The organism is Microbacterium sp. MYb45 (genome assembly GCF_002979655.1).
Taxonomy (GTDB): domain Bacteria; phylum Actinomycetota; class Actinomycetes; order Actinomycetales; family Microbacteriaceae; genus Microbacterium.
Genome location: NZ_PCPG01000001.1, coordinates 742514 through 766580, shown reverse-complemented (window position 1 = coordinate 766580; position 24067 = coordinate 742514). Strand labels below are relative to the sequence as shown.

The following is a 24067-nucleotide window of genomic DNA, read 5'->3' as shown; positions in this document are numbered from 1 at the left end:
CCGCGAGGCACTGTCGGTGGTGTCGGAGAGGATGGGGGCATGTCCCTCGCGTCCGATCCGTCCCGCTCGGAGGGCTCGTCATCCGCGGACTGGCGGTCGATTCTCGGTTCTCCGCGCGACGACGCAGAAACTCCACTCGCACTCGGTGTGGAACTGCGGCTGCGCGACGGCCGCGGCGCGAACCCGTGGGCGTCCCGCCCGCAGCGCACGGCGACCGCGCGCGACGTGGCGAAGCGTACCGGCGAGATCCTGCTCGGCATCCGGCCGCTCGAGAAGAGTGCGTCGACCGGCGCCTGGGTGCAGGGCACGGCATCGTGGGACGCCGTCCGCCGCTCGCCCACGCAGTACGGACGCGACCGGTCGCGGTGGTTCGCCGATCTGCTCAGCATCGCGCGCGACACTCTTCTGTCGGGCACGGCCGGCGACTGGCTGGTCGCCGACCTGATCGAGTCCGGCCTGCTCTGGGGGCATCTGCGTGCCGCGGCCGACGTCGGCATCCCGCTGGTCGCCACCCAGAAGAGCACGACCGTCGTGCTCGCGGAGCGTGCATCGATCGGTGCGACCGTCGCACGCGAGGGCGGTGGCCTCGTCGTGCACCCCGCCGTCACGATCGACGGCCGCGAGGTCGACCCGCTCGCCGTGCATCCGATCGGGCACAGTGGTCTGTACGAGGTCGCACAACGCGGCACGAATCTCCGTGTCACGCTGGCCGAGGTGGCGATCAGCCGCCCCGTGCACGCCCTGCTCGGCGCCGGCAAGGGCCTCGAGGTGCCTGCCGGTGACGAGGCGGCATTCTTCCGTGATGCCTACCCGCTGCTGGCGCGTCGCATCGATGTGCGGTCGGTCGGTCGGGTCGAGCTGCCTCCTCTTCCGGCGCCCCGTGCCGTGCTGGAGCTGTCCTTCCAGCGGGGCGACACCGTCAAGTATTCGTTCGCGTGGGACTACCGCGGGTTCGGACTCGTGCCTTTCACGCCGAGTTCCGATGCGGTGCGAGACACCGTCGCCGAAGATGCGCTCAGGGATGCGCTTCAGGCCGCGTGGACGGAACGACTGGGGGAGGAGCTCGCGCCCACCGGGGCTTTCCACGACGTCGCGGCCGCCGAATTCGTCACCCGAGTGGTGCCGGCGCTCGAGGCCGAGGGCGTCACCGTCACCGTCACCGGCCGCAGCAAGAGCTATCACGAGCTCACGGGCGAGCCCGAGATCACGGTGACCACGGTCGAGAGCACTGATCCCGACTGGTTCGATCTCGGCGTCCTGGTGAAGATCGACGGCCGCACCATCCCGTTCGGACCCCTCTTCACCGCATTGAGCAAGGGCAAGAAGAAGCTCCTGCTCTCCGACGGCGGCTATTTCTCCCTGAATCACCGGGCGCTCGACCGCCTCCGCGAACTGATCGAGGAGGCCGGCGAACTCGAGGAGTGGGAAGCCGGCCCGCGGATCAGCCGACATCAGACCGATCTCTGGGAGGAGTTCGAGGATCTCGCCGACGAGGCTCTTCCCGCAGTGACATGGCGGGCGACGGCCGACGGGCTGCGTCGGGCGAGTTCCGTGCCGGCGGTCGCGGTGCCGCAGGGAATCACGGCCGAACTCCGCCCTTATCAGAAAGAGGGTCTGGACTGGCTCGCCTTTCTCTGGGCGCACCGTCTCGGCGGCATCCTCGCCGACGACATGGGCCTCGGCAAGACGCTGCAGCTGCTGGCGCTCATCATGCACGCGCGCGAAGCGGGGGAGCGGCGACCGTTCCTCGTCGTCGTGCCCACGTCTGTCCTCGCGACCTGGCGCAGCGAGGCCGCGCGATTCGCGCCGACGCTGCGCGTGCAGGTCAGGGCGAGCACACAGGGGCCGCCATTGACGGACTCGCTGCGGGACATCGACCTCGTGATCACGAGCTATGCGGTCGCACGGCTCGACGAGGACGTGTACGCCGGGGTCGAATGGGCCGGGCTCATCCTCGATGAAGCCCAGTTCGTGAAGAACCCCGAGACCAAGCTGCACCGCGCGGTCGCGACGTTCCGCGCGGACGTCACCTTCGCGGTCACCGGAACCCCGATGGAGAACAGTCTCAGCGAGCTGTGGGCCCTGCTCAAGCTGACGGCGCCGGGCCTCTTCGCCTCGGCCCGGAAGTTCCGCGAGGACTACATCCAGCCGATCGAGCAGGGCAAGGTCCCCGAGAACGAGGAGGGCGGCGCCTATCGGCAGCGTCGACTCGAACGGCTGCGCCGCCGCATCCGCCCGCTCCTGCTGCGGCGCACGAAAGAACTCGTCGCGCCGGAGCTGCCGGCGAAACAGGAGCAGATCCTCGAGGTCGAGCTGAGTTCCTCCCACCGGGCGCTCTACGAGGTCGTCCTGCAGCGTGAGCGGCAGAAGGTGCTGGGACTGCTGGAAGACCTCGACCGCAACCGCTTCATCGTGTTCCGCTCCCTGACGCTGATGCGCATGCTCAGCCTGGCTCCCGGACTGATCGATCCCGAAGACGCGAAGATCGGCTCGCGCAAGCTCGACGTGTTACTCGAGCGCGTGATCGAGCTGCAGGCCGAGGGCCATCGGGCTCTGGTGTTCAGCCAGTTCACGTCGTTCCTCGACATGGCCGCGGCGCGCCTTGATGCCGCAGGCATCCCGTATGCGCATCTGGACGGTTCGACGCGGCACCGTCAGAAGGTGGTCGACGGCTTCACGTCGGGGGAGCAGCCGGTGTTCCTCATCAGCCTGAAGGCCGGCGGATTCGGACTCACCCTCACCGAGGCCGACTACGTGTTCCTGCTCGACCCGTGGTGGAACCCGGCCGCCGAGGCGCAGGCTGTGGACCGCACGCACCGCATCGGTCAGGACAGCCAGGTGTTCGTCTACCGCATGATCGCCACGGGCACGATCGAGGAGAAGGTGCTCGAACTCCAGCGTCGGAAGGCCCGCCTGTTCACGGCGGTGCTGGACGACGAGGCACTGTTCGCGCAGTCGCTCTCCGCCGAGGACATCCGCGGGCTCTTCGACGCCTGACCGGAATACTCACGGCGAGGTCGACCGAGCCCACAGGGAGCCCTCGGTACAATCGAACGGTTCACTTTCGGGAGGAATGCAATGCGGATCACGGGACTCGGCCACGCCGGGATGTTCATCGAGACCTTGGGCGGGAACATCATCTGCGACCCGGTCCTCGGGCCTTCTTTCTACGGATCCTGGTTCCCGTTCCCCGACAACCGAGGGCTCGACTGGGAGCGTTTCGGGCGTGAGGCCGACTTCCTCTGGATCTCGCACCGCCACCGCGACCACTTCGACCCGAAGCTGCTCGAGCGCTACATCCGCAAGGACATCGAGGTGCTTCTTCCGGAGTACCCGACCGATGACCTCGAAAAGGACATCCGCGCGCTCGGCTACACGAACATCACCTACGCGCCCGCGGGTCGGGTCATCGAGCGTGGTGAGCTCAAGATGATGATCACACCGCTGCGCGCGCCCAGCGACGGTCCGATCGGTGACTCCTCCCTGAGCGTCGACGACGGTACCGGCTCGGTGCTCAACCAGAACGACTCGCACCCGCTCGACCTCGAGAAGCTGCTCGATTTCGGGAAGCCCGACGCGTACTTCACCCAGGTCTCCGGTGCGATCTGGTGGCCCATGGTCTACGACCTGCCGCTGGATGCCAAGCAGAACTTCGCTCGGCTCAAGCGCGAGGCGCAGAACAAGCGCGCCATGTACTACATCGAGAAGGTCGATGCCCCGCACGTCTTCCCGATGGCCGGCCCGCCCATGTTCCTCCGCGACGACCTGTTCGACTTCAACGGGCTCGGCAAGAACGGCGAGTCTATCTTCACGGATCAGAAGCAGTTCCTCGCGCACATGAAGGAACTCGCGCCGCAGTACGACGGCCAGCTCTTCATCCCCGGCACCGTGGTCACGGTCGATGGGGGAGCGGTCACCAGCGAGCAGACCCTCTACACCGAGGCCGAGATCGCGCACATCTTCGATGAGAAGTGGGACTACCTCGAGGAGCAGCGCGCGAGCCGACAGCAGGAGATCCGCGATGAGGAGGCCTCTCGCGCCGAGATCATCCCGCCCGCGGAGATGCTCGAAGCCCTCAAGACGTGGTGGGAGCCGCTGCTGAAGAAGTCCCGCACGATCCGGCTCGGCGTCGGTGGCTGTGTGCGCTTCCGCATCGGCGAACTCGACATGGTCGTGGACTTCCCGCGCGCGAAGGTCCGCGAGTACGCGGGCGAAGAGTGCGTGTACTGGTACACCATCCCCGCCGATCTGGTGTCGACCAACATCGTCGACCACGAGATCGACTGGTCGAACTCGATCTTCCTCTCGATGCAGTTCTCCGTGGGCCGCAGCGGCAAGTTCAACGAGTTCCTGACCACGTTCCTCAAGTGCCTCTCGGTCGACCGCATCGAGTACGTCGAGAACTGGTATCAGGAGCAGACCGACCAGACCGAAGACACCGAGATCGGTGACTGGGTCGTTCAGCGTCGCTGCCCGCACCTGCGCGCAGATCTCACTCGCACAGGCACGGTCGACGAAGACGGCATCCTCACGTGCAGCATGCACGACTGGAAGTGGGATCTGAAGACCGGGCGCTGCCTTTCCACCGCCGGTCACGCGATCCGTTCGTCGAAGATCGATGACGTCACCGACCCGGTGCTGCAAGAGGCCAGCTGACCCTCGGGAGCCTCATCGCTCCGATACACTGGCATGACAAGCAACCTTTAACACCGTCCTGTGAGGCGGAGAAGGGAGCGGCCGATGAGCATGCGCACTGTGCTGCACGAAGCCGACATCTCACGAGCGCTGACCCGGATCGCGCACGAGATCCTCGAGTCCAATCGAGGCGCCGAGAGCCTCGTCCTGCTGGGCATTCCGACCCGGGGCGTCACTCTCGCCCACCGACTCGGCCTGCTGATCAGCGAGATCGCACAGCAGTCCGTCCCGGTCGGATCGCTCGATGTCACGCTGTTCCGTGATGACCTCGCCAAGCACCCGACCCGTTCTCCGCAGCCGACCGAGATCCCGGTGGGCGGCATCGACGGCAAGACCGTCGTCCTCGTCGACGACGTGCTCTTCTCCGGTCGCAGCATCCGCGCTGCTCTCGACGCGATCCAGTCCATCGGACGCCCCGCCGTCGTGCGCCTCGCGATCCTCGTCGACCGCGGGCACCGCGAGCTTCCGATCCGTCCGGACTTCATCGGCAAGAACATCCCCTCCGCCCGCACCGAGCGGGTCAACGTGCGCCTCCTCGAGAACGACGGGGCCGAGGAGGTGACGATCGGCGAATGAGACACCTCCTCGACACCCGCACCCTCGACAAGGCCACCGCCCTGCGCATCCTCGACGTCGCCGAGGACATGTCCGACACGCAGTCGCGTGAGGTCAAGAAGCTCCCGACGCTGCGCGGCAAGACCGTCGTGAACCTCTTCTTCGAAGACTCGACCCGCACCCGCATCTCGTTCGAGGCCGCCGCCAAGCGCCTCTCCGCCGATGTCATCAACTTCGCCGCGAAGGGTTCCAGTGTCTCGAAGGGCGAGAGCCTGAAGGACACGGCTCAGACCCTCGAGGCGATCGGTGCCGATGCGGTCGTGGTCCGTCACCCGGGCTCCGGTGCACCGCAGACCCTCGCGACCAGCGGGTGGATCTCGGCCGGGGTCGTGAACGCCGGCGACGGCACCCATGAGCATCCGACCCAGGCTCTGCTCGACGCCTTCACCATCCGCAAGCGTCGGTTCGGCGCCGACAGCCGCGGCCAGGACCTGAGCGGAATGCGCGTCGTGATCGTGGGCGACGTCCTGCACTCGCGGGTCGCCCGCTCGAATGTCTGGCTGCTCACCACCCTCGGTGCCGAGGTCACCCTGGTGGCTCCGCCTACGCTGGTTCCGCAGAACGTCTCGCTCTGGCCGGTCCGGGTCGTGTACGACCTCGATCACGCGCTGGCGGACGAGCCGGACGCGGTGATGATGCTGCGCATCCAGCTCGAACGGATGAACGCCGCGTATTTCCCGACTGAGCGGGAGTATTCCCGCCGCTGGGGCCTGGACGCGCGGCGAGTGGCGGCTCTTCCGGGCGGTAGCATTGTGATGCACCCCGGACCCATGAACCGGGGACTGGAGATCTCTTCGGAAGCAGCCGATTCCCCCCGTTCGACGGTGCTGGAACAGGTCACGAACGGGGTGTCCGTCCGCATGGCGGTGCTGTACCTGCTGCTGGCAGGAGAACGAGACGACGAACGAGGGGGAGACCTGTGAACGAGACCCTCGTCATCACCGGCGCACAGCTTCTCGGTGCCGAGAGCGCCGACATCATCATCGAGGACGGCCGGATCGCCGAGATCGGCAGCGGGTTGAGCCGCTCAGGCGCGCGCGTCGTCGACGCGGCGGGACTCGTCGCGCTGCCCGGACTCGTCGACCTGCACACGCATCTGCGCGAACCGGGCTACGAAGCCTCCGAGACGATCCTCACCGGCACGAGGGCTGCGGCCGCCGGCGGCTTCACGGCCGTCTTCGCCATGCCCAACACCTCGCCGGTCGCCGACACCGCCGGTGTGGTCGAGCAGGAGCTCGCCCTCGGTGAAGCAGCCGGCTACGCCACCGTGCAGCCCATCGGCGCGGTCACCGTCGGCCAGAAGGGCGAGCGTCTCGCCGAGCTGGGCGCCATGGCGACCTCCCGCGCGCAGGTCCGCGTCTTCAGCGACGACGGCTTCTGCGTGTTCGACCCGCTGATCATGCGCCGTGCGCTGGAGTATGTGAAGTCCTTCGGGGGAGTCATCGCCCAGCACGCGCAGGATCCCCGCCTCACCGAGGGCGCCCAGATGAACGAGGGCACGGTCTCGGCGGAGCTGGGCCTCGCAGGCTGGCCCGCCGTCGCCGAAGAGTCGATCATCGCCCGCGACGTGCTGCTCGCGGAGCATGTCGGCTCGCGCCTGCACGTCTGCCACCTCTCCACCGCGGGGTCGGTGGACATCATCCGCTGGGCCAAGAAGCGCGGTATCGATGTCACGGCCGAGGTCACCCCGCACCACCTGCTGCTGACCGACGAGCTGGTGCGCGGATACGACGCGCGGTACAAGGTCAACCCGCCGCTGCGCCGGGAAGAGGATGTGCTCGCCGTGCGCGAGGGCCTCGCCGACGGCACGATCGACATCGTGGCCACCGACCACGCCCCGCACCCGAGCGAACACAAGGCGTGCGAGTGGCAGGCTGCCGCGAACGGCATGGTGGGCCTCGAGAGCGCGCTGCGCGTCGTGCACCAGTCGATGGTGCAGACCGGACTGCTGGAGTGGTCCGATGTCGCACGCGTGATGAGCGCGACGCCGGCGCGCATCGGCCGACTCGCCGGTCACGGCACCCCGCTCGAGGTCGGTCAGCCGGCGCAGATCACGCTCTACGACGCCTCCGTCGACGGCGTCTTCACCGAAGCGGATCTGCACGGCCGCAGTGTGAACTCGCCGTACCTCGGCAGGGCTCTTCCCGGACGGGTCGAATACACGATCCACGGGGGCGTCCTCACGGTCGACGGCGGCAACGTCGTCGAGGAGCTCGGCGCATGAGCGCTCGGGATCTCGCCGTCGCGATCACGATCGCGGTCGCGCTCCTGGTGCTGCTCACAATGCTCTTCGCCTGGCGACGACGAATCCGCCGCGACTCCGTGTTCACAGCCCCGCTGGGGGTTCCGGAGCATGCGGAGGTCTCCCGCCGCGACGAGGTGCTGTACGTGTCGACGACACGGCACGAGCAGCCGCTCGAGCGTCTGGCGGTGTCGCCCCTCGCGTACCGGGCCCGCGGCGAACTCGCCCTCACGGATCGCGGCATCGCCCTCTGCCTCGACGGCGAGCCGACGGTGTTCCTCGCGAGCGCCCGGCTCGTCGCCGTCGACCGCGCCACGGTCACGATCGACCGGGTCGTCGAGCCCGGCGGCCTCGTGCGCATCGCCTGGAACATCGACGACGACACGATCGTCGACAGCTACCTGCGGCTCGCCACCGGCGACCCGCGGACTCTCATCTCCGACCTGCAGCGGCTCGTCCCCGCCGCCCCCGACACAGGAGCAACGTCATGACACTCTCGACACCCCCCGGACAGGCCCCCGCGGCCCAGCTCCCCGATCCCGCCGTCCTCGTCCTGGAAGACGGCACCCGCCACACCGGACGCGCCTACGGCGCCCGCGGACGCACGCTGGGCGAAGTCGTCTTCGCGACCGGCATGTCCGGTTACCAGGAGACGATCACCGACCCCTCCTACGCGGGCCAGATCGTCCTGCAGACGGCACCGCACATCGGCAACACCGGCATGAACGACGAGGATGCGGAATCCCGTCGCATCTGGGTCTCCGGATACATCGTGCGCGACCCCTCGCGTGTGGTCTCCAACTGGCGTGCGAACGCCTCGCTCGACGACGTGCTCGTCGAAGACGGCATCGTGGGCATCAGCGGCATCGACACCCGGGCGATCACCCGCCACATCCGCTCGGCCGGCTCCATGCGCGGCGGGATCTTCTCCGGCCCGGATGCCGCCCTCGATCCGGAGGAGCAGGTGCGCATCGTCCGAGAAGCGCCCGAGATGGCGGGACGCAACCTCTCCGCCGAGGTCTCGGTCGACGTCGCGACCATCACCACGGCGATGGGCAACCGGATCGGCAACCTCGCCGTCCTCGACCTCGGCGTGAAGCAGGCGACGATCGACAACCTCGCCGCCCGCGGCTTCGAGGTGCACGTGCTTCCGCAGGATGTCACGATCGACGAGATCCGGGCGATCGACCCCGTGGCGGTCTTCTACTCGAACGGCCCCGGTGACCCCGCGGCCTCCGGCGACCACGTCGAGCTGCTCCGCTCGGTGCTCGATGACGGCCTCCCGTTCTTCGGCATCTGCTTCGGCAACCAGCTGCTCGGCCGCGCGCTCGGTCTCGGCACCTACAAGCTGCCCTTCGGCCACCGCGGTATCAACCAGCCGGTGCTCGACAAGCAGACCGGCAAGGTCGAGATCACGGCCCACAACCACGGCTTCGCGGTCGAGGCGCCCCTGGAGGGCTCTTTCGACAGCCCGAACGGCTACGGCAAGGTCGAGGTCAGTCACGTCGGCCTCAACGACAACGTCGTCGAGGGCCTCCGCGCCCTCGACATCCCGGCCTTCTCGGTGCAGTACCACCCCGAGGCGGCGGCCGGCCCGCACGACGCCAACTACCTCTTCGACAGGTTCCGCGACCTGGTCATCGCCAGCCAGAAGGACTCCAAGTAATGCCCAAGCGCGACGACATCAACTCCGTCCTCGTCATCGGCTCCGGCCCGATCGTCATCGGTCAGGCCTGCGAGTTCGACTACTCCGGCACCCAGGCGTGCCGCGTGCTCCGTGAAGAGGGTGTCCGGGTCATCCTGGTCAACTCCAACCCGGCCACGATCATGACCGACCCCGACTTCGCCGACGCGACCTACATCGAGCCGATCACCTGGCAGGTCATCGAGACGATCATCGCCAAGGAGCGCCCCGACGCGATCCTCCCGACCCTCGGCGGCCAGACCGCGCTGAACGCGGCGATCGAACTGCACAACCACGGCATCCTCGAGAAGTACGACGTCGAGCTCATCGGCGCGAACTTCGAGGCGATCAACAAGGGCGAGGACCGCCAGATCTTCAAGCAGCTGGTCCTCGATGCCGGTGCCGATGTGGCGGATTCCCGCATCGCCCACACGATGGACGAGGTTCTCGCGGCCGCCGACGAGCTCGGCTACCCGCTCGTGGTCCGCCCGAGCTTCACGATGGGCGGCCTGGGGTCCGGCTTCGCTTACGACGAGAGCGACCTGCGTCGCATCGCCGGTGCGGGCCTGCGCGACTCGCCCACCACCGAGGTGCTCCTGGAGGAGTCCATCCTCGGCTGGAAGGAGTACGAACTCGAGCTCATGCGCGACACGGCCGACAACACGGTCGTGGTCTGCTCCATCGAGAACGTCGACCCGGTCGGCGTGCACACGGGCGACTCGATCACGGTCGCGCCCGCGCTGACCCTCACCGACCGCGAGTACCAGAAGATGCGCGACATCGGCATCGACATCATCCGTGCCGTCGGCGTCGACACCGGTGGCTGCAACATCCAGTTCGCGGTGGACCCGTCGAACGGCCGCATCATCGTCATCGAGATGAACCCGCGCGTCTCGCGCTCCAGCGCCCTGGCCTCGAAGGCGACGGGATTCCCGATCGCCAAGCTCGCGGCCAAGCTCGCGCTCGGCTACCGCCTCGACGAGATTCCGAACGACATCACGGGTGTGACTCCGGCGAGCTTCGAGCCCACGCTCGACTACGTCGTGGTCAAGGTGCCGCGCTTCGCGTTCGAGAAGTTCCCGGCGGCCGACGCGACGCTGACCACGACCATGAAGTCGGTGGGCGAGGCGATGGCGATCGGCCGCAACTACGCGACCGCGCTGCAGAAGGCGCTCCGCTCGCTGGAGAAGCGCGGATCCAGCTTCCACTGGGGCCCGGAGGAGCGCTCGGTGGAGGAACTCCTCGAGATCTCGAAGATCCCGACCGACGGCCGGATCGTGACGCTGCAGCAGGCGCTGCGCAAGGGGGCGACCGTCGAGCAGGCCTTCGACGCGACGGCGATCGACCCGTGGTTCCTCGACCAGATCGTGCTGATCAACGAGGTCGCCGAGATCGTCCGCACGGCTCCCGAGCTCGACGCCGCGACCCTCCGGTACGCCAAGGAGCACGGCTTCTCCGACGCGCAGCTCGCCGAGATCCGCGGCACGAACGAGGCAGAGGTGCGCGGCGTCCGCCACGGCCTCGGCATCCGCCCGGTGTACAAGACGGTCGACACCTGCGCCGGCGAGTTCCCGGCTCTCACGCCGTACCACTACTCGAGCTACGACTACGAGACCGAGGTGGCACCGTCCGAGCGGACCAAGGTCGTCATCATCGGCTCGGGCCCGAACCGCATCGGTCAGGGCGTCGAATTCGACTACTCGTGCGTGCACGCCTCGTTCGCGCTGTCGGACGCCGGCTTCGAGACCGTGATGGTCAACTGCAACCCGGAGACCGTGTCGACCGACTACGACACCTCCGACCGCCTGTACTTCGAGCCGCTGACGCTCGAAGACGTGCTGGAGGTGCTCGACGCGGAAGCCGCGAGCGGAACCATCCTCGGCGTCGTGTGCCAGCTCGGCGGCCAGACGCCGCTCGGGCTCGCGAAGGGCATCGAGGCAGCCGGGTACACGGTGCTCGGCACCAGCCCCGAGGCGATCGACCTGGCCGAGGAGCGCGAGCTCTTCTCCCGTCTGCTCGACGAGGCAGGGCTCGTGGCGCCGCGAAACGGCACCGCGATCGACGTCGAGGGCGCCGTACGCATCGCCGAGGAGATCGGCTACCCGGTGCTGGTGCGCCCGAGCTTCGTGCTCGGCGGACGCGGCATGGAGATCGTCTACGACACCGCGTCGCTGCGTGACTACTTCGTGCGCACCGCGGGCGAGGTCGTCATCGAGGAGGGCAAGCCGCTCCTGGTCGACCGCTTCCTCGACGACGCGATCGAACTCGACGTGGACGCGCTCTACGACGGCACCGATCTGTACATCGGCGGCGTCATGGAGCACCTCGAAGAGGCCGGCATCCACTCCGGCGACTCGAGCTGCACCTTGCCTCCGGTCTCGCTCGGCCGCACCGATGTGGACCGCGTGCGCGAGGCCACTCTGGCCATCGCGAAGGGCGTCGGCGTGCGCGGACTGCTGAACGTGCAGTTCGCCATCAGCGCCGGTGTGCTCTACGTCATCGAGGCGAACCCCCGCGCCAGCCGGACCGTGCCCTTCGTCTCCAAGGCGCTCGGCATCCCGATGGCCAAGGCCGCGAGCCGTGTGATGACCGGTTCCACGATCGCCGAGCTGCGCGCCGAGGGCATGCTGCCCGAGCAGGACGGATCCCGCGTTCCGCTCGACGCCCCCGTGTCGGTCAAGGAGGCCGTGCTCCCGTTCAAGCGGTTCCGTACGGCCGACGGCAAGACGGTCGACTCGATCCTCGGCCCGGAGATGCGCTCCACCGGTGAGGTCATGGGCATCGACCGTGACTTCCCGACAGCGTTCGCGAAGAGCCAGGCCGCGGCCTACGGCGGCATGCCCACCTCGGGCACCGTATTCATCTCGGTCGCCGACTCGGACAAGCGCGCCGTGATCCTGCCCGCGCACCGACTGCAGCAGCTGGGCTTCACGATCGTCGCGACCGAGGGCACCGCCGAGATCCTCTCCCGCAACGGCATCGCCGTGACCGTCGTCGAGAAGTTCAGTGCGACGCAGGAGTCCGGGGCGAAGAACATCGTCGACCTCATCAACGAGGGGGCGATCGACATCGTCGTGAACACCCCGTCAGGTGGGGCGGCCCGTGCCGACGGGTATGAGATCCGCGCGGCAGCGGTCGCCGCTGACAAGGCCCTGTTCACGACCATGGCCGTGCTCGGCGCCGCGGTGAGCGGCATGGACGCGGCCCACGAGGGCTTCCAGGTCAAGAGCCTCCAGGAGTACGCGCTGGAGCGGAAGGCGGCACTGTGAGCGCACGCTTCGGCGAGCGGGTCCGCGCGGCGCTGCACGCACGCGGACCGCTCTGTGTCGGCATCGACCCCCACGCCGCGTTGCTCGCGGCGTGGGGGCTGAGCGACGATGCGCAGGGCGTCCGCGAGTTCGGCCTGCGCACGGTCGAGGCCGCTTCCGGGCGGGTGGGCATCGTCAAGCCCCAGGTCTCGTTCTTCGAGCGCTTCGGCTCCCAGGGCATCGCCGCACTCGAAGATGTTCTCGCAGCGGCACGCGCGGCCGGTCTCGTCGTGATCGTCGACGCCAAGCGGGGAGACATCGGTTCGACGATGGACGACTACGCGCGTGCGTGGCTGACTCCGGGTTCACCACTGGAGGCCGACGCGCTCACGGTCAACCCGTTCCTCGGAGTCGGTGCTCTCGACGGGGCATTCGCGCTGGCCGCCGACCATGGCAAGGGGCTGTTCGTGCTCGCCGCGACCAGCAACCCCGAGGCCGAGCTCCTGCAGCGCTCCACCGGCTCGACGGGTGCGACGGTGTCCGCTGTGGTCATCAGCGAGGTCTCCGCTCGCAACGCCGTGGAGTCAGCGGCAGGGGAGTGGGGGAGTTTCGGTTTCGTGATCGGCGCGACCGTCGACTGGACCCTGGCCGGCATCGAGCCCTTCGCACCGGCAGCTCCCATCCTCGCTCCCGGCTTCGGCGCCCAGGGGGCCACGCCGGCCGACCTCCGTCGCCGCTTCGGCCCGATGTCGGAAGCGGTGATCGCGAGTGAGAGCCGCAGCATCCTCTCGGCGGGTCCCGCGGATCTGGCCGAGGCGATCACCGCACGCGCCGCCGAGTACCTCGAGGTGGCCGGTGTCTGACGCGCAGCGCACGGTTCCCGAAGTCGACAGGGCTGCTGCCGCACGCCGCGCCGTGGAGCGTCGGCGCGCCAGGGCTTCGGTGAAGCGCGATCTCACGATGCGGGTGGTGACCCCGCAGACCGTGCTGCACCGCGCCACCGCGGATGCCGACTCCGTCGAGGGGTCGATGCGCATCACCGACTTCCTCCTCGCTCTCCCCGCGATCGGTGCCGGCAAGCGCGACCGGGTACTGGAGGAGCTGCAGATCTCTCCGGTCAAGCGCCTCGGTGGGCTCGGAGCTCGTCAGCGCCGGGTACTCGAGGAATGGCTCGACACGCGCTTCCCCGCGCCGAGCGCGCGAGGAGCGCGGAGTCGACTGCTCGTGCTCGCCGGCCCCACCGCGGTCGGCAAGGGCACGGTCGCCGCGCACATCCGCGAGCACAATCCGGAGATCCACCTCTCGGTGTCAGCGACCACACGGCCCCCGCGCCCCGGCGAGATCCACGGCGTGCACTACTACTTCGTCGACGACGCGGAGTTCGATCGGCTGATCGCCGACGGGGAACTCCTCGAGTACGCGGTGGTCCACAACAAGTCGCGCTACGGCACGCCGCGGGGGCCCATCGACGAGGCTCTGGCCGCAGGCAAGACCGTTCTGCTCGAGATCGACCTGCAGGGCGCTCGTCAGGTGCGCGCCGCGGAACCCGCCGCGACGCTCATCTTCCTGCTGCCTCCGAGCTGGGACGAACTGGTGCACCGGCTGGTCGGCCGTGGCACCGAAGATGCCGAGGAGCGCGCCCGTCGACTGCGCACCGCGAAGGGCGAACTCGCCGCTCAAAACGAGTTCGATCACCTCATCGTGAACGAGGACGTCGCCACGGCGGCCCGCGAGGTCGTAGAATTGTCTTCAAGCTCTGCGCGCTGAGCGTCTTCGCGCGCCATTTCGCACCGACTTCGCGACGATCCCGTCGCCTGACCAGGAGGTCTCACCATGGCCGGACACAACAACGGCATCATCGATCCCCCCATCGACAACCTGCTCGACCGCGTCGACTCCAAGTACGAGCTCGTGATCTACGCCGCCAAGCGCGCGCGCCAGATCAACGATTACTACTCCGATCTGCACGAGGGCAACCTCTTCGACAACGTGGGCCCGCTGGTCGACTCCTCCGTCGAGGACAAGCCGCTCACCATCGCACTGCACGAGATCAACGAGGACAAGCTCCGCCTGCGTCACGCAGAGTGATATTCGAGGCCGCGCCTCCCTTCTGTCGGAGGCGCGGTCCAGAATGGGTGCAACACCCTCCCTCTGTCCGTCCCGTTCTGGAGTTTCGATGAGCGCCCTGCGTCTGTTCACGTCCGAGTCCGTCACCGAGGGGCATCCGGACAAGATCTGCGATCAGATCTCGGACAGCATCCTCGACGGGCTCATCGCCAAGGACAGAGACTCCCGCGTGGCGGTCGAGACGCTCGTCACGACGGGCCTCGTGCACGTCGCCGGCGAGATCCGCACCGAGGCCTACGTCGACATCCCCACGATCGTCCGCCAGGTCGTGAACGGCATCGGCTACACATCCAGTGAGACCGGCTTCGACGGCGACTCCTGCGGTGTCAGTGTCTCGGTGGGCGAGCAGTCGACCGACATCGCGCACGGCGTCGACAGCGCTCAGGAGCACCGCGACGGATCGTCGGTCGATCCGCTCGACGCCCTCGGCGCCGGCGACCAGGGCATCATGTTCGGCTTCGCGACGAACGAGACGCCGCAGCTCATGCCGATGGCCGCGTGGACCGCGCACCGGCTCGCCGAGCGGTTGACGGAGGTGCGCCGCTCCGGTGTTCTGCCGTTCCTCCGCCCCGACGGCAAGACCCAGGTGACCCTCGGTTACGACGGCTTCACCCCGAAGACGGTCGACGCCGTCGTGGTCTCGACACAGCATCACCCCGACATCTCGCAGGAAGACCTGCAGGCGCGGGTTCGCGAGCACGTCATCGACCCCGTGCTGGCCACGACCGGTCTCGACCTCGACGACGTCACCCTCTACATCAACCCGGCCGGTCCCTTCGTGACCGGTGGCCCCAAGGGAGACGCCGGGCTCACCGGCCGCAAGATCATCATCGACACCTACGGTGGCGCCTCCCGCCACGGCGGAGGAGCCTTCAGCGGCAAGGACCCGTCGAAGGTCGACCGCTCCGGCGCCTACGCGACCCGATGGGTGGCGAAGAACGCGGTGGCAGCGGGACTCGCAGACCGGCTCGAGGTGCAGATCGCCTATGCGATCGGTGTCGCACGTCCGGTCGGTCTCTACGTCGAGACCTTCGGCACCGGCAAGGTGTCCGACGAGGTCATCACACAGGCGATCACGTCGGTGTTCGATCTGCGTCCGCAGGCGATCATCGAGCAGCTCGACCTGCTGCGTCCGATCTACGCCCAGACGGCCGCGTACGGTCACTTCGGTCGAGAACTCCCTGATTTCACGTGGGAGCGCACCGACCGCGTCGAAGAACTGCGCCGCGCTGCCGGGCTCTGATGGGACCGCGGTCCTGGTGTCTCCGGTGAGCCGGCGCATCGCGCGCGTGCTCCTCGATTCCCCGCTGCCTCAACTCGATCGGCTCTTCGACTACGCGCTCCCTGCGGAACTGGGCGACGTCCCGCTCGGGGTTCGGGTCCGCGTGCCGCTGCGCACCGCTGGGCGCGTGATCGACGGCTACGTCGTCGAGATCGGCACCGAGGACGACGCGGACCGCCCGCTCTCCGAGGTGGAGAGCGTCGTGTCGGAGGTCCCGGTCCTGCCGGAACGTCTGCACACGCTCGCGCGCCGGGTGGCCGACCGGGCAGCCGGCTCGGCCTCGGATGTGCTGCGCCTGGTGATCCCCAAGCGTCAGGTGCGTGTCGAGAAGGCGTGGACCGCCGATGCGCCGGCGGAGACGCCCGACCCGGATGCGCTCGCGGTGGCCGAGGGCACCGTCGGACTGTACGAGGGCCTCGGGGCCGTGCTCGACTCGGGCGGACGCGCCGCCGTGGAGGCGATTCCTCAGCTCGTCGATGGCCTGCAGGGGTGGGCCCGACTGCTGGCATCTTCCGCGGCCCGGATGCTCGCGGCGGGCAAGTCGTCGATCATCGTCGTCCCCGACAGCCGTGATCTCGACAGGCTCCTCGCTGCGCTCGACGCTCTCGTCCCCACCGGAGCGGTCGTGCGCCACGACTCCCGGCAGACGAATCCCGACCGCTACCGCGGATTCCTGCGCACGCTCGAGGATGCGCCGTGCATCGTGGTGGGCAACCGCTCGGCCGTGTACTCCCCGGTCGTGGCGGGGATGGTCGCGATCTGGGACGACGGCGATCCGCTCCTGGGGGAGCCGCTCGCTCCGTATGTCAACGCTCGCGACGCGGCTCTCCTTCGACAAGAGCTCGAGGGGTCGGCGCTGCTCTTCGCGGGACACACCCGCACCACGGATGTGGAGCGCCTCGTGGTTCTCGGCTGGCTGCAGGATGTGAGGGCGGCACGCCGCGTGCTTCCTCGCGTCGTGCTCAGCACACCGCAGGAGATGGAGCAGCCGACGGCGCAGCGGATGCCGTCCTCCGCCTTCCTCGCCGCGCGCACCGCAGCGGCCGAGGGGCCGGTGCTCGTTCAGGTCTCGCGACCCGGGTTCTCGCCCTCGCTCGTCTGTGCCGAGTGCCGTGCGCCGGCGCGATGCGCCCACTGCGGCGGCCCGCTCGGCGCGAAGCATCGGGGTGCAGTGCCCGTGTGCGGCTGGTGTGGCCGGGCAGCCAGCGCCTGGGCGTGCCCTGCCTGCTCCTCGACCAAGCTGCGACTCGCCTCCTCAGGGAGCGAGCGCACCGCCGACGAGCTCGGGCGGGCGTTCCCGGGTGTACGCGTGATCGTCGCCGACAGTGCGCACCCGGTCGAGCGCGTGCCGGCCAAACCCGCGCTCGTGGTCGCGACCCGCGGCGCGGAGCCGATCGCGGAGGGCGGATACCGTGCCGTCGTCCTCCTCGACGGCCCTCGCATGCTCCAGGCGCCCGACCTGCGAGTCGCGGAATCCTGTCTGCGATGGTGGTCCAACGCGACCGCCCTGGCCGCGCCCGGCGCTCCGATCCATCTCGTCGGTGTCAACGGTGCGGCGGCGAAGGCACTCGCGACCTGGAACCAGGCAGGCCACGCGCGGTCTGAGCTGGAGAGCAGGGCGCCGCTGCACATGCCCCCGACGACCAGAGTGGCTCTGGTCCAGGGCGCGGTTCCGGCGGTCGCGAACGCTCTCGCCGCCCTCACCGAGCTCGCCCTACCCGGGGATGCCGTACTCGGCCCTGTGCCCGTCGAGTCCGACGACGTTCCCCCTCGGGTGCGAGCCCTCGTGAGGTTCGACTACGGCTCGGGCCCTCGCGTGGCGACCGCCCTGCGCGCCGCTGTCGTCGCCGAAGCAGTGAGTGGCCGCCGCAGAAAGGGGCGTGCGACCAAGAGCACGCTCTCCGTCCGCCTCGATATCCTCGAACCAGAGCTCTGACCCTTCCGGAGAACCTTCATGCGCCTCGTCTTCGCCGGCACACCCGCTGCCGCCGTGCCCACCCTGCGACGTCTCGCGACCTCGCACGACATCGCCGCGGTCGTCACGCGACCCGATGCCCCGCTCGGGAGAAGGCGGGTGCTGACGCCGTCTCCGGTCGCCCAGGCCGCCGTCGAGCTGGGTCTTCCCGTGATCAAGACGGCGCGGCTCGACGAGGCCGCGACAGCCGAGATCTCGGCGCTGCAGGTCGAGCTCGGAGTGATCGTCGCGTACGGCGGGCTGGTGCGCGAGCCGCTGCTCTCCGCCCCGACCGCCGGGTGGATCAACCTGCACTTCTCTCTGCTGCCCGCATGGCGGGGAGCCGCCCCCGTGCAGCGCGCGCTCATCGCGGGGGATCGGGTGCTCGGTGCGAGCGTGTTCCAGCTCGTCGCCGAGCTGGATGCCGGTGACGTATTCGCCATGCGGGAGATCGACCTTCCCGAGACGGCGACCGCAGGAGAGGCGCTCGAGGCGCTCGCGCTGGACGGAGCAGAGCTCACGGCCGATGTGGTCTCCGCCATCGCGGACGGCACGGCGCGGGCGGTTCCGCAGCAGGGCGAGCCGACCTTCGCCGCCAAGCTCACGCTCGCCGACGGACTGCTCGATTGGGACCAGCCGCTCGACGCCGTGTTCGCCCGCTTCCGCGGCGTGACTCCCGAGCCGGGAGCGCACACGACCGTCGCCGGTCAGCCCCTCAAGGTACTCGAGGCGGCTCCGGCAACGGATGCCGAATCGCTGCCCCCCGGACGACTCCGGGGTACCAAGACCGCTCTGCACATCGGTACGGGCACCGGGGCACTCGCCGTCACGAGGGTGCAGCCTGCGGGCAAGGGAGCGATGAACGCGGTCGACTGGTGGCGCGGCCTGCGCGGGGGAGATGAGCTGGTGGCCGGATCATGAGCGACGAGCGACGCAACCGTCGAAGCACGCCGTCGAACGGTCGACCCCGCGGCTCCCAGAGCTCGGCGGAGGGGCATCGCGGCGGTCAGCGCGGTCCCGCTCGCACCGTGCAGCCCGCGAGACGGGTGGCCTACGACGTGCTTCGTGCCGTCTCCGAGACCGACGCGTACGCGAACCTCGTGCTTCCCTCGGCCATCGCCGACGCGAAGCTCACCGCTCAGGACGCGGCGCTCGCGACCGAGCTGACCTATGGGACCCTGCGACGGCTCGGGACCTATGACGCGATCATCGCCTCGGCGGCAGATCGTGCGATAGACGGCATCGACCCGGCGGTTCTCGATGCGCTCCGGCTCGCGGTGCACCAGCTGCTCGCGACACGTGTCGCCTCGCACGCCGCGGTGAACGAGTCGGTGAACCTGGTCGCCATCGAATCAGGTCGCGGAGCGTCGAGTTTCGCGAACGCGGTTCTGCGGCGCATCACCCGGGATTCGGCGGAGGCCTGGCAGGAGCGCATCGAAGAGCAGGCGCGCTCCGACGACGAGCGCCTGGCGCTGCGTTCCGCACATCCAGTCTGGGTGATCCGGGCGCTCCGTCGCGCCCTTGCGGCGGAAGGTCGCGACGCCGAGCTCGACGCCCTCCTCGAGGCCGACAACGCCTCGCCCGATGTGACGCTCGTCGCCCTGCCCGGTCTCGCGGAGCCCGGCGAACCTCGTCTGCCTTACGCCCCGACGGCCTTCGCCTCTCCCGGTGGCGATCCGCGTCTGTCGGTCGAGGCCTCCGGCGGCACGGTGCGCGTGCAGGACGAGGGCTCCCAGCTCGTCGCGCTCGCCCTGGCCGGAGTCTCACCGATCGCCGCGGGGGAGCGGTGGCTCGATCTCTGTGCCGGCCCGGGTGGGAAGACCGCGCTCCTGGCGGCGATCGCGCTCGAGAAGGATGTCGTCCTCGAGGCCAACGAGGTCGTCCCCGTCCGCGCGCGCCTGGTGCGCAAGGCGCTCCGCGCTGTCCCCGGCGAGATCGTGGTGCACGAGCAGGACGGCCGCGAGATCGCGGCCTCGCGTGCCGGCGAGTTCGACCGGATCCTCGTGGACGCGCCCTGCACAGGCTTGGGTGCGCTGCGCCGCCGGCCCGAGGCTCGGTGGCGCAAGTCACCCGCCGACGTGGCCGAGCTCGTACCGCTCCAGGTGGAGCTGCTCTCCGCCGCGCTCGACGCGCTCGCCCCGGGCGGGATCGTCGCATACGTCACATGCTCGCCCCACCTCGCCGAGACCACGGGCGTCGTGCAGGAGGTGCTGCGCGGGCGCACCGACATCGTCGAGCTCGATGCGCGCGCAGCGATCGCCGACGTCTCGCGGTCGCCGATCGACCTCGCGACCGAGGGGCGCTCCGGTTCCGGCAGCGCACAGCTCTGGCCGCATCGACACGGCACCGACGCGATGTTCCTCGCGCTCCTGCAGCGCTCCGCAACCGTCACCGCCACAGGGAAGGAAGACTAGGACCGTGGATCTGCCTCGCGCACCCCGCATCAACCCGAGCATCCTCGCCGCCGATTTCGTGAACATGCAGGCGGATCTCGCCCGCATCGCGACAGCGGACTTCGCGCATGTCGATGTGATGGACAACCACTTCGTGCCCAACCTGACGTTCGGGCCGCAGATGGTCGAGCGCATCCAGGCGACCAGCCCGATCCCGCTCGACGTGCACCTGATGATCACCGACCCGGAGCGCTGGGCACCCGAGTATGCCGAGATCGGCGCGGCGAGCGTCACGTTCCACCTCGAGGCCGCCGCCGATCCTGTGGCCCTCGCCCGGCGCCTGCGCGACATCGGTTCCCGCGCCGGCGTCGCGGTGAAGCCGGGAACCCCGGTCGATTCGCTGTTCGACGTGCTCGACGAGTTCGATCAGATCCTCGTGATGACGGTCGAGCCGGGATTCGGCGGACAGAGCTTCATGCCCGAGACGATGCCGAAGCTCCGCTCCCTGGCGGAGGAGGCGCGTCGGCGCGGCTCCTCGGTCTGGCTCCAGGTCGACGGCGGTATCTCGGACAGCACGATCGAGTACGCCGCCGCCGCCGGAGCAGACACCTTCGTCGCAGGTTCGGCCGTGTACGGCGCCGACGACATCGAAGCGGCCGTCACCCGGCTGAGAGACCTCGCCCGAGCCGGTAGCCTGGAATCGTGAAGACTTTCGACGAGCTGTTCGCCGAGCTCAGCGTCAAGGCCGAGACCCGTCCCGAAGGATCGGGCACGGTCGCCGAGCTCGACGGCGGCGTGCACACGATCGGCAAGAAGATCGTCGAAGAGGCCGCCGAGGTGTGGATGGCGTCGGAGTACGAGTCCGATGAGGCCGCCGCCGAGGAGATCTCGCAACTCCTCTATCACGTTCAGGTGATGATGCTCGCGAAGGGGCTCAGCCTGCAAGACGTCTACCGACATCTGTGATGCGCTCCGTTCCTCTCCTCTCGAACTGAAAGCACTCCATGCTGCGCATCGCCGTTCCCAACAAGGGCTCGCTCTCCGAGACCGCCGCCGACATGCTCGCCGAGGCGGGCTACGCCGGACGCCGGGACCCCAAGACCCTGCATGTCATCGACGCCGACAACGACGTCGAGTTCTTCTTCCTCCGCCCCAAGGACATCGCGACCTACGTCGGTTCCGGTGCGATCGATGTGGGCATCACGGGTCGTGACCTGCTGCTCGACGCCCGCATGCCCGGTGCACGCGAGATCGAGGCACTCGGCTTCGCGGGATCCACGTTCCGCTTCGCGGCACCCACCGGTCGCTACACCGACGTGGCCGAGCTCGACGGACTGCGCATCGCCACCTCCTACCCGGGGCTGGTCGACGCGTTCCTCGACGAGCGCGACATCGCGGTAGACCTCGTTCCGCTCGACGGAGCGGTCGAATCGGCCGTCCGACTCGGTGTGGCCGACGCGGTCGCCGATGTCGTCGAGACGGGGACCACACTCCGCCAGGCCGGGCTCGAGGTCTTCGGTCCGGTCATCCTGCAGTCGGAGGCCGTGCTCATCGCCGGCCCCACCGATGCCGAGGGTGCCGAGACGCTCCTGCGCCGCCTTCGCGGCGTCATGGTCGCTCGCCGCTTCGTGATGATCGACTACGACCTGCCGGTCGCTCTCCTCGATGAGGCCGTGAAGATCGCCGGTGGCGTGGAGTCGCCGACCGTCTCACCGCTGCGGGACCCGGAGTGGGTGGCCGTACGCGTCATGGTCGCGCGCACGCGGGTCAACCCGGTCATGGATGCGCTCTATGCGCTCGGCGCCCGCGCCATCCTCGTCACCGCCATCCACAACGCGAGGCTCTGATGACTCTCGCCAGTCGTGTCATCCCGTGTCTGGATGTGGCCGAAGGCCGTGTCGTCAAGGGCGTGAACTTCGAGAACCTGCGCGACATGGGTGACCCGGTCGAACTCGCCAGGCACTACGCGGCGCAGGGGGCCGACGAGATCACGTTCCTCGACGTGACCGCGACGGTCGATGCGCGAGCCACGACCTACGACGTCGTGCAGCGAACCGCCGAGCAGGTCTTCGTGCCGCTCACGGTCGGCGGGGGAGTGCGCAGCGCCGAAGACGTCGCCCGGCTGCTCTCGGTCGGCGCCGACAAGGTGGGGGTCAACTCGGCCGCCATCGCACGCCCCGAGCTGATCGGCGAGATCGCCGACCGCTTCGGTGCACAGGTTCTCGTCCTGTCGCTCGACGTGAAGCGTGCGCCGACCACGCCCTCCGGCTTCGTCGTCACGACGCACGGCGGTCGCACGCAGACCACCCTCGACGCGGTCGCCTGGGCGCGAGAGGCCGTCGAGCGCGGCGCCGGTGAGCTGCTGGTCAACTCGATCGATGCCGACGGCACGCGCGACGGGTTCGACCTCGAGCTCGTACGGCTCATGCGGGAAGCGGCCTCCGTGCCCGTCATCGCTTCGGGCGGTGCCGGTCAGGTCTCCGATTTCGCGCCGGCCATCAAGGCCGGAGCCGATGCGGTGCTCGCGGCGAGCGTCTTCCACACGGGGGCGCTCACCGTCGGCGACGTCAAGGACGCCCTGCGCGCAGAAGGGGTGGTGGTCCGATGACCTCCGTGGAAGAGCGCATCGCCCAGGTCGCCTTCAACGCAGACGGGCTCGCGCCGGTGATCGTGCAGCAGTTCGACACGCATGAGGTGCTGATGCTCGCGTGGGTCGATGCCGAGGCGCTGCGGCGCACGCTGACCTCAGGGCGGGCGACCTACTGGTCCCGATCCCGCCAGGAGTATTGGCGCAAGGGCGACACGTCGGGCCACATCCAGGTGGTTCACGAGGCGCGCCTCGACTGCGACGGCGACGCCATCCTGCTCCTGGTCGCGCAGACCGGCCCCGCCTGTCACACCGGCACGCGCACCTGTTTCGACACCACCGACCTCGAGGCGACGACGGGAGCGGATCAGTCATGAGCATCGCGCAGCGCGGTCGCTCGCTCTCTGTCTCCGGCTTCCTGCTCGCCGGGGCGATCGGCATCATCTCGTCGACCCAGACGTGGTTGACGGTGGAGCGTGCGGATGCCGGCGAAGCGATCCTGGTTCCGGGAGCCTCGGCCCTGGTACTGCTCGCTCCGCTCAGCCTCGCGGTGCTCGCCCTCGGGGCGGCACTCGCCATCTCCGGCAAGGTCGTGCGCCTCGTCTTCGGCGTGCTCGCGGCCGCGACGGCGCTGTTCCTCGGCTGGTCGACGATCCAGCTCCTCCTCACCGAACCGTTCGACGCCGTCGCCGCGACAGTGACCGAGGTCACGGGTCTCGCCGGTGGTGGCGCTGTCCACGAGGTCGTCACGAGCATCGTGCCGTCGGCGTGGCCGTACATCGCCCTCGTCGGATGGGTGATCCTGCTCGTCGCATCGGTGGTGGTCCTCACGACTTGGCGTGGCTGGAAGGCGGGTGGGCGGCGGTACCGCACCGACCACGTCGAGGCCGCGCACGACGGCCCGGTGGACGCGGTCGATTCCTGGGACGAGCTGTCCCGGGGAACCGATCCGACGCGTTGACCCCGATAGACTGATTCCGAACTGCACGTCGTCCCCCGGAGGAGAACATGACCAACCCGATCGCCGATCCCGGCCACGGACACTCGCCTGCAGCCTGGACCGCCGTGGTCATCATGCTGGTCGGCGTCGCCGCCGCGACTGTCGCATTCTGCTTCGAGCAGCCGGTGCTCGTCATGATCTCTCTGGTGCTCGTCCCGATCGGTGCGGTCGCGGGTTGGGTGCTGGCCAGGGCCGGTTACGGCGTGAAGGGTCCGAAGTACGCTCCGAAGGCGCACTAAT

Annotated in this window: 22 protein-coding genes; all 22 read left to right on the top strand. The window is 69.0% G+C overall.

The window, feature by feature from the left end; all coding sequences use genetic code 11:
* Positions 1-39 precede the first annotated feature (39 nt).
* Complete coding sequence (locus CQ034_RS03640) at positions 40-2997, top strand: DEAD/DEAH box helicase (RefSeq protein WP_105709955.1); 2958 nt, start codon at positions 40-42, stop codon at positions 2995-2997.
* Positions 2998-3078: 81 nt separating this feature from the next.
* Entirely contained in the window at positions 3079-4656 is a 1578-nt protein-coding gene (locus CQ034_RS03635) for a Rieske 2Fe-2S domain-containing protein (protein ID WP_105709954.1), read from the top strand.
* An 84-nt stretch (positions 4657-4740) separates the two neighbouring features.
* Positions 4741-5271 carry a bifunctional pyr operon transcriptional regulator/uracil phosphoribosyltransferase PyrR gene (gene pyrR, locus CQ034_RS03630; RefSeq protein ID WP_105709953.1) on the top strand — a complete coding sequence of 177 codons (531 nt, stop codon included), beginning with the start codon at positions 4741-4743 and terminating at the stop codon, positions 5269-5271.
* Positions 5268-6233 (top strand): aspartate carbamoyltransferase catalytic subunit, encoded by a 966-nt coding sequence (locus CQ034_RS03625; protein ID WP_105709952.1) that lies wholly within the window; start codon positions 5268-5270, stop codon positions 6231-6233. Before pyrR ends, CQ034_RS03625 begins: the two co-directional genes overlap by 4 nt.
* Complete coding sequence (locus CQ034_RS03620) at positions 6230-7534, top strand: dihydroorotase (protein WP_029263352.1); 1305 nt, start codon at positions 6230-6232, stop codon at positions 7532-7534. Before CQ034_RS03625 ends, CQ034_RS03620 begins: the two co-directional genes overlap by 4 nt.
* Positions 7531-8043 (top strand): hypothetical protein, encoded by a 513-nt coding sequence (locus CQ034_RS03615; RefSeq protein WP_029263353.1) that lies wholly within the window; start codon positions 7531-7533, stop codon positions 8041-8043. Before CQ034_RS03620 ends, CQ034_RS03615 begins: the two co-directional genes overlap by 4 nt.
* Positions 8040-9218 carry a glutamine-hydrolyzing carbamoyl-phosphate synthase small subunit gene (carA, locus tag CQ034_RS03610; protein ID WP_105709951.1) on the top strand — a complete coding sequence of 393 codons (1179 nt, stop codon included), beginning with the start codon at positions 8040-8042 and terminating at the stop codon, positions 9216-9218. The genes CQ034_RS03615 and carA overlap by 4 nt, the downstream gene beginning before the upstream one ends.
* Positions 9218-12505 (top strand): carbamoyl-phosphate synthase large subunit, encoded by a 3288-nt coding sequence (gene carB / locus CQ034_RS03605; protein ID WP_029263355.1) that lies wholly within the window; start codon positions 9218-9220, stop codon positions 12503-12505. The genes carA and carB overlap by 1 nt, the downstream gene beginning before the upstream one ends.
* On the top strand, positions 12502-13347 hold the full coding sequence (gene pyrF / locus CQ034_RS03600; RefSeq protein ID WP_105709950.1) for an orotidine-5'-phosphate decarboxylase: 846 nt from the start codon (positions 12502-12504) through the stop codon (positions 13345-13347). Before carB ends, pyrF begins: the two co-directional genes overlap by 4 nt.
* Positions 13340-14251, top strand: coding sequence for a guanylate kinase (gmk, locus tag CQ034_RS03595; protein ID WP_029263357.1), 912 nt, complete (start codon positions 13340-13342; stop codon positions 14249-14251). Before pyrF ends, gmk begins: the two co-directional genes overlap by 8 nt.
* A gap of 66 nt (positions 14252-14317) precedes the next feature.
* Positions 14318-14572 carry a DNA-directed RNA polymerase subunit omega gene (rpoZ, locus tag CQ034_RS03590; RefSeq protein WP_017204385.1) on the top strand — a complete coding sequence of 85 codons (255 nt, stop codon included), beginning with the start codon at positions 14318-14320 and terminating at the stop codon, positions 14570-14572.
* An 88-nt stretch (positions 14573-14660) separates the two neighbouring features.
* On the top strand, positions 14661-15854 hold the full coding sequence (metK, locus tag CQ034_RS03585; protein ID WP_029263358.1) for a methionine adenosyltransferase: 1194 nt from the start codon (positions 14661-14663) through the stop codon (positions 15852-15854).
* 16 nt (positions 15855-15870) lie between these two features.
* The gene (locus tag CQ034_RS03580) at positions 15871-17829 is read left to right on the top strand and encodes a hypothetical protein (RefSeq protein WP_105709949.1); all 1959 of its coding nucleotides are present in this window, start codon (positions 15871-15873) and stop codon (positions 17827-17829) included.
* A gap of 18 nt (positions 17830-17847) precedes the next feature.
* Entirely contained in the window at positions 17848-18768 is a 921-nt protein-coding gene (gene fmt, locus CQ034_RS03575) for a methionyl-tRNA formyltransferase (RefSeq protein WP_105709948.1), read from the top strand.
* Positions 18765-20261, top strand: coding sequence for an RsmB/NOP family class I SAM-dependent RNA methyltransferase (locus CQ034_RS03570; protein ID WP_105709947.1), 1497 nt, complete (start codon positions 18765-18767; stop codon positions 20259-20261). The genes fmt and CQ034_RS03570 overlap by 4 nt, the downstream gene beginning before the upstream one ends.
* A gap of 4 nt (positions 20262-20265) precedes the next feature.
* Positions 20266-20946, top strand: coding sequence for a ribulose-phosphate 3-epimerase (gene rpe / locus CQ034_RS03565; protein WP_105709946.1), 681 nt, complete (start codon positions 20266-20268; stop codon positions 20944-20946).
* A complete protein-coding gene (locus CQ034_RS03560) occupies positions 20943-21206 on the top strand; it encodes a phosphoribosyl-ATP diphosphatase (RefSeq protein ID WP_017202142.1) in 264 nt (87 codons plus the stop codon). The genes rpe and CQ034_RS03560 overlap by 4 nt, the downstream gene beginning before the upstream one ends.
* Before the next feature lie 38 nt (positions 21207-21244).
* Positions 21245-22087, top strand: coding sequence for an ATP phosphoribosyltransferase (gene hisG / locus CQ034_RS03555; RefSeq protein ID WP_105709945.1), 843 nt, complete (start codon positions 21245-21247; stop codon positions 22085-22087).
* Positions 22087-22848: an imidazole glycerol phosphate synthase subunit HisF gene (hisF, locus tag CQ034_RS03550; RefSeq protein ID WP_091036408.1), complete on the top strand. Its 762-nt coding sequence runs from the start codon at positions 22087-22089 to the stop codon at positions 22846-22848. The genes hisG and hisF overlap by 1 nt, the downstream gene beginning before the upstream one ends.
* Positions 22845-23204: a phosphoribosyl-AMP cyclohydrolase gene (gene hisI, locus CQ034_RS03545; protein ID WP_029263365.1), complete on the top strand. Its 360-nt coding sequence runs from the start codon at positions 22845-22847 to the stop codon at positions 23202-23204. Before hisF ends, hisI begins: the two co-directional genes overlap by 4 nt.
* Positions 23201-23788, top strand: a complete 588-nt coding sequence (locus CQ034_RS03540) for a Trp biosynthesis-associated membrane protein (protein ID WP_105709944.1) — start codon at positions 23201-23203, stop codon at positions 23786-23788. Before hisI ends, CQ034_RS03540 begins: the two co-directional genes overlap by 4 nt.
* A gap of 47 nt (positions 23789-23835) precedes the next feature.
* A complete protein-coding gene (locus CQ034_RS03535) occupies positions 23836-24066 on the top strand; it encodes an HGxxPAAW family protein (protein WP_105709943.1) in 231 nt (76 codons plus the stop codon).
* Position 24067 lies beyond the last annotated feature (1 nt).